At 60.7% G+C, this 16,293-nt stretch carries 1 protein-coding gene; it reads left to right on the forward strand.

Translation table 11 applies throughout. From position 1 onward, the window contains the following. Positions 1 to 86 precede the first annotated feature (86 nt). Entirely contained in the window at positions 87 to 16,100 is a 16,014-nt protein-coding gene (locus AC3RLQ_RS24455; protein ID WP_493031262.1) for an autotransporter-associated beta strand repeat-containing protein, read from the forward strand. The last annotated feature ends 193 nt before the right edge of the window (positions 16,101 to 16,293 follow it).

A 16,293-nucleotide genomic window follows, 5' to 3' on the forward strand; every position in this document is an offset into this window, starting at 1 on the left:
GCACAAATCTTTAGCCGCCACCTGAACATTTGCTTGCTCGCGACTGCCCCATTCCCTTAGCCTCACAATTCGCCAATTAAAAATTCATGATGAATCACTTACGTGCATTTCGCCGTTCCCTGGGCACCCTGATGTTTGTTCTGCTGCTTTCATGGCAGGTGGGGCAGCCATTGCAGGCAGCGACTTTTTTGTGGAATCGGTCGGCTGCAGGAACCTACAACTGGAATGATGGATCCAATTGGTTGCTGGTATCCAATTTCCCCAATGCCTTGGACGACATCGCGAATCTGACTGCGAGTCTCAGTGGCGCGCAGACCATCAACCTGAATCAGCAAACCACCCTGGGTTCGCTGAACATTGGTGACAGCAGCGGTTCAGGCAATGCAATCACCGTGGGAACAGGCACCCTCTTTTTCGATGTGAGCTCCGGTTCTGCATCGATCACCAAAACGGGTGCCGGCCTGGATGTTATTTCTGCCAGCTCCGTGTTCAACGACACGCTTGCCATCACCAACAATGAAACCATCGGCACCCTCACCATCTCCGGCACGCTGCGTTCCACCCTGTTCGATCTCACGCTCAACGGCACGGGCGCAGTTGCCACGGGCTCGATTGACATCTCAGGCGTCATCGGCACCGGCGGCGGCGTGACCAAGAATGACTCCGGGACTGTCCGCCTTTCGGGTGCCAACACCTATGCAGGTGCCATGACAATCAATGCAGGCAAGTTGATCGTGAGTGGATCGACCGCGCTGCCAGTTCGCAGTGCGGTGATTATTGCCAGTGGTGCGACCCTGGATCTCCAGGCGGCTCCCACCATGGGTTCACTGAGTGGTGGCGGTCTTCTCACCAACTCGACCGCAACCGCCCGCGTTTTGACCATCGGACGCAATGAAACCAGCACCACATTTACCGGCAGAATTGCTCCCACAACCGCAGCCAACATTGCGATCACAAAGATCGGTGCAGGCACCTTGACCCTTCAGCCTGCAAACGGTGTCGCAGGGTCCACGTACACGGGCAACACCATCATCAATGGGGGCGCGATCATTCTGGATACTTCGGCCAGCGCCCTCACCAGCGGTTTTCTTGGGGCGACAAACTTTCAAATCACCGGCGGTAATTTCCAGATGATGGGCCGTTCTGGCGCGTCCGTCTCACAAAACGTGGGCACCTTGACCTTGGGCGCCACCGGCGGTTCGATCACCTTGACCCCAAATGGAGGCACCGGCACCAGTCTTGCCACGCTTGCTTTGACCGCCACCGCTTCCGGCGGGGCTCTCCTGATCGTCGCTCCAGCCACCACCACTTTCACAATCGGCTCCGCCATTGCTTCGACGGCTCTCAATGGACGGTTGGTCTTCAACGACGGCACGGCCAATACCTACAATTGGGCCTACAATAACAACGCCGCTGCAAATGCGATGTCCGGTTTTCTTCCTGTCGCCGCCCTTCCCGTGGCAGGAGGTGGTGCGACCGGCACCGCCTATATCCTGACGGCCAGCCAAACCCAGACCACCGCATCCGCCACCATCGGCACTCTGAAGCTTAGTTCCAGCGCTGGCACTGTGCAGACTTTGGACCTTGGCGCGGGCGCGTTGAACATGACCTTGGGTGGTGCCAGCAATGTGACTCCGGGAGCCATCCTCATTGACGGCACCGATGGCTGGAACATCAACGCCTCCGGCACAGGTGTTCTTGGCCAGGCCGCCAGCGGAGGCGGAGACCTCATTTTTCAGCAGTACAACTCCACCAATGGAGTCACAGTGAATGCGGGCATCGCTAATGGTGCTGGTACGCTGAACCTCGTTAAGGCCGGACCGGGCCTGCTCACGCTCGCTGGCACCAACACCTTCACCGGAACAGTTTTCGTGAACGGTGGCACCCTCAGTTTCAGCAACGTCACCGCTGCGGGTGCCGGCAGCCTTGGCAACGGCTCAACGACAGTCGTGACGCTTCGTGATGGTGCCACTCTGCAGTACACAGGTTCCACCGGCACCATCAGTGGTGCCGCTACGACGCCGGGGGCTCATACCTTCGCGCTCCAGGGAGGCAATGCCACGCTCGATGTCTCTCAGACCACCACCATCCTCACCTTGGGAGGCGTCGTTTCTGGGGCCGGTGGCCTGACGAAAACAGGCGCCGGCACACTCGCATTGTCGGCCGTCCCCACTTACACAGGTGCCACCACCATCAACGGTGGCGTCTTCCAGATAGGCATCACTTCCTCCTCAGGCGGGATTCCGGATCTAAGTCCTGTGATCATTGGAGCCTCGGGCAGTCTTGACATCAATGGTACAGCGACCAGTCAAACCGAGACTGTCGGTTCCATCTCTGGCTCCGGCACCATCTTCAATTCCAACACCAGTACCAAGACTCTCGCGGTCGGTGGTGACAACACCTCCACCACTTTTTCAGGCACATTGGCCGCTTCAGGTTCGGTTGGCGGAGGGACGGCCTCAGGTGTCGCTGGCAACGGCTTGACCAAGCAGGGCACCGGTATTTTGACTCTCTCCGGCACCAATAACTGGACGGGTGGCACCAGCATCCAGGGTGGAACCGTCCGCTTTGGAGTCAATCAAGCTCTCAATACAACGGGCACGGTAACTGTGGCGCTCGGAACCGGTTTGCCTGCGCTGCTGGATTTGAACGGTTACAATTTCACTTCCGCCGCCCTGACCTTTGGTGGCACTGGCACCACCGCTACTGCCCAGGGCACGATCGATCTCCGCACGGGCACGCTCACTCTAGGCGGCAACGTGACTTACACCAACACCGGCAATCCCTTGGGTTCGATCATCACCGGCACCGGCGCGGGCAACATAACCCTGAACGCTGCTCGCACCTTCACCGTCGGCGACAGCACCAATGTCGCGGCAGTGGGCGAGTATGAACTTTCGGTGTTTGCCCCCATCAACGGTGCCTTCGCTCTGACCAAATCAGGCGCCGGCAATTTGCTGCTCGCCGGTGACAACACCTTCTCCGGGCTCATCGTTCAAAGCACCACTGCAGGCGGAACGCTCGCGCTCACCGGAAACAACTCGGGACTTACCGGCACCACCACGCTCAACAGCGGCATTCTTCTCCTGGATTACACGACTTCCAATGCCACTAAAATAAACGCTGCCGGGGTCTTGTCGCTGCTTGGCGGCAGTCTGGTTTTAAATGGCAATGCCACTGCTGATACTTCTCAGGCCGTCGCGAGCACCACCTTGGCCGTGGGCGGACAAGCTTCCATCATTTTGAATCCAGGTGCAGGCCAGGGACTGGTGTTGAATTTGGGAGCCATCACCCGCGCTGCCGGTGCCGGGGTGTTGCGCGTCAATCTCGCTTCAGGCGCTCAGAGTGCGACCAATGGCGTGATCACTTCCACCACCAACGATGCCACTACCGGCTTGGTCGGCACGGGAGGCGGCTGGTTGACCGTGACGAGTGGCAGTGTGACCTCGTTTGGCACAATATCGGGCGGCAATATCATCGCTGCCACCACCACCATTCAGGACGTGGTGACCAGCTGGCTGGCTGGGCAAAACATTTCGGACTCGGCCGGTTTCACGGGCACCTTGGACAAAGAAACCAGCATCACCAGTCTCCGCTTCAATTCATCCAGCGCGTCCAATCTCACGATTTCGGCTGGCGGCCTGCTGCGCATCGACAGCGGCGGCATACTCCAGACTTCCAGCGCCAGTGTCACCTCCATCAGCGGTGGCCGTCTTGTCGGCAATGTGGGCAGCGAACTGATTTTCACCACCGACAGCCTCACTCAGACTCTCGCGGTTTCGTCCACGATTACAGGCGCGACTCTCGTCACCAAGTCTGGCTCCGGCACTCTCTCGCTGAGCGGATTTAACAATTCGACCGGAGCTTTCACCTTGATGGCCGGCACCGTGATCGCTTCCGGCGGCTTTGCCGTCGGTGACACCCAGGGCCTGACACTGGGCCCCGTGGGAGCCTCCGCCACCTTCTCTCTGGCAGATGCCACCACGGAAACGATTGGCGCCCTCACGGGCAGCAGCGGCACGAATGGCCCGGCAACCGTGGCGCTGGGACTTGGCAGCACGCTGATCATCAATGAAACGACACCGACAAGCTATTCCGGGCTCTTTGCTGGAGATGCGACGTCCACTTTGATCAAAACCGGCACGTCCACCCTGACTTATGCTGCCAACGGCGGCAGCGGTTTTGTGGGAACTCTTCAAATCAATCAGGGCATCTTGCTCATGAACGGCGCCGTCACTCAGTTCGGAACGGCGCTGAACGCCATCGTCTTGAACGGAACTGGCAGCTCGCTTCAACTCAACAATGACCAGACCGGCTCCAACAATCGTATTCCGGACACGACCCCTGTCACCCTGAGCAACACGGCAGGTGGCCTTGGCTTTTATGCGACACGTAACGGCGGCTCCACGGCGGCTTTGGAAACGGTGGGTGTTCTGACCCTCAACGCCGGTCAGAACACGATCACTGCAGATGGTAATGCTGCCTCTCGAATCGGCGGCCCGAAATTCACCAATGCCGCTCCCTTGGTGCGCAACAACTTCTCCACCGCACTCCTCCTCGCCCGCAGCTTTGACACCGTCGCCACCCAGGGCGGCAGAATTGTTTTCAGTGTCGATCCCGGCGGGGCCATCGGCGGAGCTGCCGCCGGCGCGGGAACCGGTGCCACCACCTACAGCATCTATCCCTTCTTCATTGGCGAAAACACCACCGCCGCACCCGTCGCCGCCACCAACGTCGGCAACTCCTTCGTCACCTTCGTGGATGGCACGCTGGGACTTCGTACTCTGAACACCTCCACGGAATACATCCAGGATGCCGCCGGTTTCAATGCACTCGCCGCTGTGACGACCAACAACGTCCGTTTTACCACAGGTGCGACCCTCGCCGGATCAGCCACCACCATCAATTCTTTGCTCATTGATGCTGCCACGGGGCAGACGCTCACCGGCCCTGCGCGCGCACTGCAAATCACCAGCGGTGCCATCCTTTCCGCCAATGCTGTGGCCAACGTCATCGGCGGCTTCACTGCTCTCAACACTGGCGGGACACCTTACTACGCCTATGTCACCAATGCCGCAGGATCGCTCACCCTGAATTCCGCGCTCACCACCGCCACCACCCTGGTGAAATCAGGCGCGGGCACGCTCGTGCTCGGCAGCACCGGAAACACCTTCACCGATCTCTATGTCAATCTCGGCCTCGTTCAGGCGGACTCCCTCACCAAACTGGGCACCGGCACTCTGAACTTCTTCGGCGGCGGCCTGCAGTTCACCGGAGTTTACGATGTCTCCTCCAAGACCATCACCGTCGGCACAGGCGGCGCCACCTTCGACACCAATGGCAACGACATCTCGTTTGCCAATGCCATCGGCAACGCCGGCGCAGGAAGTCTCACCAAGATTGGCTCCGGCTCGCTCACGCTGAATGCCGCTTCCACCTTCACCGGCGGAACTATCATCAACGCCGGTCGCTTGATTCTCGACGGCGGTGCCAGTCGTCTCTCCACCACCGCCAGCCTGACATTGGGCAGCACCGGGGTGTTGCAGCTCGGCGGTACTACCACGGCAGATCAAACCGTCACAGATCTGAGCGCCGTTGCCGGGGCCTCTCTCGTCGGCGGAAACAGCTCCGTCTCCACTCTCACCATCAATCAGAACACCAACACCACGTATGCAGGCTTGATCGGCGGTGCCGGAACCAACGAGAACAACATCGCCATCGTCAAGACCGGCCTCGGCACTCTGACCCTGGGAGCCACCGCCAGCACTTTCACCGGCGGCATCACCATCAAGTCTGGCTCGGTCATCGGCGGCAGCAATTCCAACACGTTCGGTGCCAGCTCCAACATCATTACCCTGGGCGACACCTCCGGCAGCGCAGATGCCAGTGTCACCTTCTTCAATACAGCCTCGGGTTACGCCAACCCGATCGTGGTCGCGTCTGGCAGCACCGGCGCCGCCACCATCTTTCTCGGCACCACCACGGGCGCTCCGGTTCTCAGCGGCGGCATCACTCTGAATAAAGATCTGATCATTGCCAAGGAAGGCACCACCGGCTCCTCATCCATCACCGGCGGCATCACCGGCACGGGCAATGTGATCATCAGCAACAATGCCACGACAGGAACCATCACCCTGTCCACCACGTCCGTAAATCAGACTGGCACCATCACCAACAGTGGTCTCGCCACCGGCTCCACCACCATCAGCGCCGTGATCGGCACCAATGTGACCGGAGTCATTCAAAGCAGCCTCACTTCCAGTCTCACCCTGGGCGCCGTCGCCAACCTTTGGAACTCCGGCCTCACCATCAAGGCGGGCACCGTCATCGGCGGCAACAACGCCAACACCTTCGGTGACAATGCCAACATCATCACCATCGGTGATTCATCAGGGGCATTGAACGCCACCTTGCAGGTCACCAATTCGCTCACCTACCTGCAGCCCATCGCCGTTGCGACCGGAAACACCGGCGTCGCCACCCTGATTCTGGGCACCGGTACCGGCAGCGTGATCTGGGGCGGCGCTGTCACCCTCAACAGCCACGATTTGACCATCGGCAAGACTTCCACCACCGGCAACGCCCAGCTCAATGGCGGAATCACTGGCACAGGCAGTCTCGTCATCAACAACACCGGAACCACCGGCACCATCACCCTCGGCACCGCCACCATCAACAACATCGGCACCATCACCAATTCCGGTACCGCCACAGGCGCGACGATCTTCAATGCAGACATCGGTTCCAACGTGACCAATGTGATCCAGAACAGCGCCACCTCGGCCCTGACCTTGAATTCGGCCAGTATGAATTTCTCCCGTGCGACTGTCAGCGCTGGCACCTTGAACATCACGGGCTCCACTGCCACAGCTCCTGCCATCACAAACCTCAGTGTGGCCGCTGGCGCCACGTTCAACACCCTCAACACCGTGGGCCAGGCGCTGAACCTCACAAGCCTGAACCTCGGTGCAGGTGCCGGCACCACCACTCTCGGCATTGAGCTTGGTTCCACCAGCAACTATGACTCCATCGTGCTGACCGGCGCGGCCACCACAGCCAACGCGGTCAGTTTCCGGCTCACGGGTCTCACCGGTTTCGGGCCCGGCGTTTACACTCTCATTTCGGCCACCAGCGGCTTGAGTGGCGCCACCTACGGCATCAGTTCTGTCTCCTCTTTGCTGACAGGTTCCAGTTTCTCCCTTTCCAGCACGGACAGCCTCGTCCAGCTCACCGCAGCAGCCTCCACCGGAGACTTCTATTGGAAAGGAGCCGCCAATACCAGCTGGTCGGGCTTCAGTGGCACCACCTCAAACTTCACCTCCGATCCTGCTGGCACCTCAAACATCTTCGGCACCCCCGGGGCGGACAGCAGTGTGATCTTCAGTGCCAATGACCTCACGATCACCTCCCTGAGCACGACGCTTGATGCCGCATTCAACATCAAGGATCTCACCTTCAACAGCAGCGTGGGCGCCGGACCTTTGGGCGCGATCACCATTGCCGCCGGTACCGGGGGTTCGCTCACACTCACCCCCACCGCCCCGACCAGCGGCATCAATCTTCAGACCGGTGCTCCCGCCTCCGTCACCATCTCCGCCCCGCTCATTCTCGCCGCTTCTCAGAGCTGGACCGTGGCAGACGCGGCGACAGTGCTGAACGTCTCAGGCGGTGTCACCGGCAATGGCTTCAATCTCACCAAGTTGGGCAACGGCATTCTGCAGCTCACTACCGCCAATGCTTCTACCTACAACGGCACCACCACCATCACCGGGGGCATCTTGCGCGCCGGTTCTGCCACAGCCTTCAGCGCAAACTCCGCCGTGGTCATCGGTGCCGCAGGAAAACTGCAGCTCAACGGTTTCAACAACACCATCGCTTCACTCGCGGGCGCCGCCGGTGCCATCGTTGAAAATGGCAGTGCTGCCACAGGCATCACCCTCACCGTGGGCGCAGACAACACCTCCACCACCTTTGCAGGCACGCTGCAGAACGGAGCAGCCGCCAATCTCGCGCTCGTCAAGACCGGCACCGGTGCCCTCACCCTGAGCGGAGCCAGCACCTATCTTGGCAACACAACCGTCAGCAACGGCACCCTCAACATCACCGGCTCCATCACCGGCAACTCCACCACATCAACGCTCGCCTATGGCGGCTCCGCCACCAATACGATCGTGAACGTGAGCGGTGACATGACACTCTTCTCCACCACCGGCGGCAACGCCGTCGGCAGTGTCGCGGTTTACAATCAAACAGGTGGCACCGTCACCATCACCCCCGGCACCGGCAATTCCCAGTATGTGGCCAGGGCCGCAGGCTCCTACGGTTACTTCAACCTGACCGGCGGCACATACAAAGTCGGCAATCGCTTTGATGTGAACGCACTCACCAATCTCGGGAACATTCAGACCCCGGGTTCCTTCTCCGCAGGTGTGGTCTATGTCGGCGGCACCGGGTTTCTGGATCACACCAATGCAGAGTGGTTCATCAATGGCTACAGCCTGGGGCAGATCACCGTCGCAGACAGCGGCGTCATCGATCACACCGGCTCCAATGCATCCTTCGCCATCTTCATGGACAGCACCACCGTCGGCGGCGCCTATGGCGTTCTCAATCTCGCGGGCGGCACCGTCATCACCGGCGCGCAGCCCGTTCGTTTTGGCAACAACACCACCAATGGCAGCGGCAACGCGGGCTTCGTCAATCTCGCTGCAGGAACACTCAGCGTGGGCACGGCCATCGTCTCAAGCGTGAATCCCACCGGTGCCAACAACGCCTACCTGAATTTTGCCGGCGGCACCTTGAAAACAACCGCAGCCATCACCAACTGGGTGCCTGCTTCCTCCGCCGGCATCACTTACACCTCCACCTTCTTCGGGGCCATCGACAACAGCGCCGTCTCCGGCGCTCCTTCCTTCGCCGGCGGGCTCGTCTTTGACAGCGGTGGCTTCAACAGCTCCTTCAATCAGCCCTTCATCGCTGCCACCGGTGTCGGCGTGACTCAGTCTGACATGACGGTCGTCGGTGGCACGGGTTACATCGGCGCTCCGGCGGTCGTCTTCAGCAGTGCGGGCCTCGTGGCGGGTGGCACCCCTGCCGCAGGTTATGCCCTCATCAGCGGCGGGGCGGTCACTGGCATCGTCATCACCTCGCCCGGCACCTATGTCAGCGGCACCACGCCCACTTTGACTTTGACCGGCGGTGGTGGCTCCGGCGCATCGGTCACTCTGGGTTCCCTCACCACGGCAAACACCTCCGGCGGCTTGACCAAGATTGGCGCAGGCACATTGACATTGTCCGCTGCAAACACCTACACAGGCGGCACCACCGTCACCGTCGGCACACTCGCACTTGGCGTGAACAATGCACTCGCCAGCGCAGGAAACGTGACCGTGAACGGAGGCACGCTTGACCTGACCTCCTTCAACAACACCGTCGCCGGCTTCAGTCTGCAAAGCGGCACCGTCACCGGCACCACGGGAGTGCTGACTTCCACCTCAAACTTCGACCTCCGCAGCGGCACGGTGAACGCCATCCTCTCCGGCAGCGTGGGTGTCACCAAGACCACGTCCGGCACCGTCACGCTCAATTCCACCAGCACCTTCTCAGGCGCCGTCAATGCCAATGGCGGCAGGCTGTCCTTTGCCACCAGTGGCAATCTGGGCAATGCCTCCGCCACCAACACCCTCGGCATCAATGGCGGCACGCTCAGTTACTCGGGCTCCAGCGCTCTGGATCTCACCTCCACTCGCGTCCTCACCATCGGTTCTTCCGGCGGCACCATCGAGGCGGTCAGTTCCACCGCCGTTCTCACGATCTCCGGCGGCATCAGCAGCTCCAGCACCGGTGACTTGACCAAGACCGGCGCAGGCACCGTCGTCATCTCCGGCTCCAACAGCTGGAACAGCGGCGCCAATGCCGTCATTGTGAGTGATGGCAGCCTCCGCGCTGGTTTCGGCACAGGCGGCATCAATGCCCTCACCGTCGCTTCCTCCGGTGTGATGAGCTTCCAAAACAACATCGCTGAGGCCCTCACTCTCACCGCTGGTGCTCTTCAAGTCGCTGGCGGTGCCCGCCTCGGATTCGAGCTGGCCGCCCCTGGCACAAGCGACAAAATCATCAGCTCCGTGGCTGCCGTGGTCAGTGGCACCATCACCCTGGATTTCTTCAACCTCGCAGGATTTGGCAGTGGCTCCTACAACCTCATCTCGGCCGCCAGCGGATTGGATCTGGCCACCTTTGCCTTGGGCAATGCGCCTGCAGGCTTCAACTACACTCTCCACACCAGCGCCACACTCATCAGCCTCGATGTGGTCTCCTACGTGCCCATCTACTGGACCGGCAGCCAGGCCACGACTTCCTGGGCCACGACCAAAGCCGGCCCCTTGACCAACTGGGCCACCGATGACGCAGGCACCACCAACTACACCACCGTGCCGACCACTACAGACACCGTGATCTTCAGCGCCTCCAATGCCACCGGTCCCACCATCACCACCACATTGGACGGCAGCTACACTCTGGATGGCCTGCAGTTTATTGCCGCCCCTTCGGGTGTCACGGCTGTCACGATTGATCAGGGCACCAGCGGCACTCTCACTCTCGCGCCCAGCAGCACCTCCGGCGGCATTCTCGTCGGTCCAAACGCAGGAAACATCACCATCATTGCGCCCTTGGTGACATCCATCGCCAACGTGTCGTCTCAGACATGGAGTGTGGATGGCACAGGCAACTCCTCTCTTCTCATCAGCGGTCCTTTGACCATCAACGCCCTGATCAACAAGACGGGCGCTGGCACACTCACCCTCAGCGGCACCAGCAACACGGGCTCTGGCGGACTGACCCTCACCGGCGGCACGCTCAACATCAACGCAAACAATACCCTGGGCGAAGGCACCTTCTCCATTGGTTCCGGCACCACCATCAACAACACTTCAGGTTCCGCGGTCAGCCTGACCACCGCCAACAACCCGATGAACTGGAGCGGCAGCTTCACCTTCACCGGCGCCAGTGCGCTGAACCTCGGCTCAGGCGCTGTCACTCTCGGTGCTAACACCTCGTTGAACACGATCGCCAGCACCCTCACCGTCGGCGGCTCCATCGGTGACGCAGGGAGCAGCCGCTCTCTCACCAAGGCTGGAGCCGGCACCTTGGCCGTCGGTGGCAATGTCACCATCGGTGGCAGCCTCGCCGTCACCGCCGGAACCGCCACCTTCGGCGGCTCCACCAACACCATCGGTGGTTCGGTCACCGCTTCTGGCACCACCTTCTCCATGAACGGCGCCAGCACCATTGGCGGTGGTGTCAGCATCACAGCCGGCACCGCAACCATGAATGGGAACAACACCATCACCGGTTCGGTGGATGTCACAGGGGGCATTCTCAATCTCGGTGGCAGCAATTCCATCAGCAGCGGTGTCAATCTCAATTCAGGCACCTTGAACATTGGCAAAGCCGACGCACTCGGCGTCAATGCCTTCACCATCAATGGCGGCACCTTTGACAACACCTCCGGCGTTGCGCTGACGCTCAGCACCAGCAATCCGCTGAACCTCAATGGCAGCTCCACCTTTGTTGGAACCAACAATCTCAGCACCGGCACAGGTGCCGTCACACTGGTCAGTTCATCCACCATCTCCGTCAGCGCCAAAACACTGACCATCGCCGGCGTGATTGATGACGGCGGCTTTCTCTTCAGCATCATCAAAGCGGGGGCTGGCACCCTCCGCTTGGCCGGAGTCAACGTTTACGATGGTGCCACGATCATCAACCAGGGCACTCTGGGTTTCGACACCACCCAGGTTCTCAGTTCCACGACGAACGCGTTGTTCTTTGGCTCCTCCAGCACCATCACCACCACGGGCACCTTGGATTTGACCAGTGCCAGCGCCACCTTTGGCGGTGGCATGCTTGTTCAGTCCGTCTCCACATCCAACAATGTCATCACGATTGGTTCCGGCATGACGCTCAATACCAGCAACAATGTGGTTGTTGGTTCGTCCGCCACCACGGGCACTCCCACCACCAAGCTTCTCGTTGCAGGCGCCACGGCGGGCGTGGGCACCTGGAATTCTTCCTTGCCTGGGGCCACCTTCCGCGTCGGTGGCGGTGCCACCGTCGCCAGCACCACCGTGCTCGACATGACCGGGATCGGCACTTTCAACTCCAGCCTCGGCGGCGGAGCCTTCCGCCTCGGCAGTTCGGACACTTCGGTCAGTGTCGTAGACACCGTCACGGTTCTGCTCGCCCCCGCCAGCACCATCACCGCCGCCACAGTTGATGTGGGCGCTTCCACCGCTCATTCCGGCATCCACACTTTGACGTTCGGCACGGGCCTCACCACCATCAATGCGGACAGCTTCAACATTGGGGGCGTCTCCACCGGAACGACCGTTGTTCGCGCCAATGGCGTGGTCAACTTCGCCGTCGGTTCCGGCACCTTGAAAGTCCGTGCGGCGAATGGCACGGGTGCGGCCACCATCAACTTGGTCAACACCACAGGCAGCACCAACAGCAACCTGTCTGGCACCGCCTCGTTGGCTGGAAACAGCGTGGACATCCTGGCCGGCACTCTCACCATCGCATCACGCGCCCCCACGGCCACTGCCAACACAGCCTCCACCACGGGATCGATGACCTTTGACACCGGCACGCTCACGGCCGCCACGCTTGCTCTGTCCAGCCGCGGTGGATCCAGCCTGACCACCGGCAGCGTCACCGGCAGTCTGACCATCGGCGGCACCTCCGCAGGAACCACGGCAACATTCACCACGGTGAACATGAGCACCAACTCAACCTCCACCGCCAATTCATCCGGGAATGCCATCTCCACCTTGGACATCAGCGGCCAGGGCACCGTCGCTGTGACCACTCTGAACATGGGAGCCCTCAGCGTCAGCGGTGCCACTGCCTCCAGCAGCACACAGGCCACGCTCAACATCGCCGGCACCGGTGCGGTGAACATCACCACCTTGAACATGGGCGTCAGCACCCTCAGCGGTACCACTGCCACGGGAGGCACCTTTGCCACCATGAACATCAATGGCTCCACCACGACCATCGGCACTCTGAACATGGCCGTCAATTCAGCCACCGTTGCGGCCACCCTTGCCACCCTCGCCTCCGCCACCATCAATCTCAACAGCGGCACCCTGCGTGTGACGGGAAATCTCACCATGGGCAACACCACCGTCAACGCACTCAATGCGGTGACCAGCTCCATCATCATCACCGGTGGCCTCCTCATGGTGGATGGCAACATCGCCGCCACCAATGGCACAGGCGCGGAAACCTCCACCCTCACGCTCAATGGCGGTGTCCTCGATATGACCAGCGGCACCATCGGCGCCAGCGGCAATCTGGTCACCATCTTCAATCTTCAGCAGGGCACGCTCAAAAACCTCGCCGACTTCAATGCCGGCGCAGCCTTGGTCAAATCCACCAGCGGCACTCTCATTCTTGACGGCACCAATGCCTACGTCGGTGACACGACCTTCGCAGTCGGCGGCGGCACCATCCAGCTTGGTTCAAACAACGTCCTCCCGGATGGCACCGGCAAAGGCAATTTTGTGACCACCAACGGCCTCCTCAATATGAACGGTTTCAACGACACCGTGAACGGGCTCAGCGGCACCGGCACCGTGGACAACCTCGCTGCCTCTACCACCAGCACGCTGACCGTCGGCGGCAACAATGCCACCAGCACCTTCAGCGGTGTGCTGCAAAACACCGGCGGCAGCGCGGTGCTCGCGCTCGCCAAAACTGGCACCGGAACACTCATCCTCAACACGGCCAACTCCTTCTCTGGCGCCACCACCATCAGCGGCGGCGTCATTCAGGTCGACAACGCCGGCGCCCTGAGCAGCGGCAGCGTTACCTTCAACACCTCCGGTGTTCGCCTCGTCGTTGGCACCGGCCTCACTTTCTCCAATGCGATCTCCATCGGTGCCAACAGTGGTGCCTCAGGCAGAGGCCTCATGGAGGCTGGAACCACGGCTGGAACCGCCACCATTTCCGGCCCCATCACCATCAACAATGCCGCAGCCGCCGGTGGCCACTTTGCCGCTCCTACGGCCGGGACAGTTTTGAATGTGACGGGGGTCATCACTTCGTCGGTGGATGTGTCCGTGCGCATTGGCACCGTGGTTTTCTCTGGCGGCGGCACAGGTTACACCGGCATCATCAACAACCAGGATACGACGGCCATCGGTGCCAATAACGGTCTTGCCACCACCGCCACTTTGACCATTGCATCCACTGCGGCGGGGAATTTCGATCTTGCGGGCTTCAACCAGTCCTTGGTTGGTATCATCAAGGGCGCCAGCACAGCAACCGTCGGCAACAGCTCCACCACCTCCGACTCCACCCTCACCCTCACGGGCACATCCACGTATGCAGGTGTCATTCAGAACGTTCTTGGCGGCGGCACACGGAAGGTCAACATCGTCGTCAATGGCGGAGCGCTGACTCTGACCGGTGCCAGCACTTATTCGGGAACGACAACCGTCGGCACCGGCACCTTGGCGCTCAGTACGGCTGGCACCGCGACTCTGACTGCCATCACCGTGACTGGCACGGGCGGCATCTTCGACATCAGTGGCGTCACTCCTGTGTCCGCCACCATTGCATCTCTGGCCGGCGGCGCCGGATCCAGTGTGACCCTGGGTTCAAAGACCCTCAACACCGGCAGCGATAACACCAGCACCACCTTTGGTGGTGTCATCAGCAGCACTTCAGGTGGCTTGACCAAGCAGGGCACTGGCACCATGACCCTGACGGCCGGCAACACTTACTCCGGCACAACCACCATCAGCGCCGGCACACTGCAGCTGGGTGATGGCACCAGCGGCAGGGATGGAACAATCAGCAACAGCCTGAGCATCGTTAACAATGCATCACTGGTATACAATCGCTTCGGCAGCCTGGCCTATGGCGGTGCCATCAGCGGCAGTGGTACCGTGACCAAGACGGGTGTGGGCACGCAGATTCTCAGCGGCACCAACACCTACGCCGGTGTGACCACCGTCAGTGCCGGCACAATTCAGTTCGCCAGGCAGTCATCTCTTTACAACAATGTGGCTGCCAGCTGGACAGCCGCCAATCTGGTGGTGAGCAGCGGTGCCACTGCCGCCTTCAACGTCGGTGGAACGGGTGAGTTCACAGCCTCTGACATCGCCACCATCCAGCCTCTTGGCACCGCCACCGGCGGCTTTGAAGACGGCTCTAAGATTGGCTTGGACACCTCCAACTCCACCGGCGGTCGCTTCACCTATTCCACGGCCATCGCTGACACCAATGCGGGAGCCAATTCCGTCGGTCTTGCCAAGCTGGGCACCGGCGCTCTGGTCTTGGATCAGGCCAGCACCTACACCGGCGGCACCACCGTTTCCGGCGGCACGCTGGAGGTGAACAACACTTCGGGATCAGGCACCGGCGCCGGCACAGTGACCGTCAGCAACGCTGGCAGCAGGCTCGCCGGCTCCGGCAGCATCGCTGGCACCACCACCCTCAACAATGGCACCGTTCTCGCCCCCGGCACGGGCACCACAAGCACCAGCAATCAAACGCTCACTTTCACCGCCGTCACAAACACGCTGACCGTGAACGACGGCGCCAGGATTGAGCTTGGCCTCTCCGCTCCCACAACCCAGGCTTCCGGCGTCTACTTCAATGGCGTCTATAACGATGGCCTTGGGGGCACCGCCGCCACCGCTCTCGCCTACCTTCAAGGCATCGGCACCTCCAGTCTGGCGGTTTGGAACAGCGCCACTCCAGGCAATCATGACTTCATCAATCTCGGCGCAGGATCTTTGGTCCTGGGTACCGGACCTGGCACCATCACCCTTCTCGACAACGGCTACATCACCAGCGGGCCTCAGCTGGGAGATGTGTTCAACCTCATCGACTGGGCCTCCTACAGCGGCTCTTTCAATGCCAGCACCGACTTCAGCCTTCCTGACCTGTCTTCTTCTGGCATGTCTTGGGACACCTCTGCTTTCACCACCTACGGACTCGTGGTCGTCGTGCCAGAACCCTCACGTGCGCTCTTCCTCATGCTGGGCCTTCTCGGACTCCTGACCCGCCGCCGCCGGTCATCTCTCTAAGCTTCTGCTCGCAGCACCTCGGCATGATGAGTCAGGCAAAGCATGATCGTAAGTGCAGGTGCTGAAAGCGGTTCCACGCCTCATAAAGAAACACTCTTTATGAACATAAAGACAATGTTCCATTTTATATAGGGCATGGGCCAAGTCTCGATCTAAGGACCACTTTGGGCTTGTTCCAAAGAACGCAGTTCAT

The sequence above is a fragment of the Prosthecobacter sp. GW821-HT29F12 genome, from assembly GCF_058803405.1.

What these genes read in the sequence shown, in the direction of transcription:
- AC3RLQ_RS24455 (WP_493031262.1), top strand. Translation starts at nt 87, where the DNA reads ATGATGAATCACTTACGTGCATTTCGCCGTTCCCTGGGCACCCTGATG.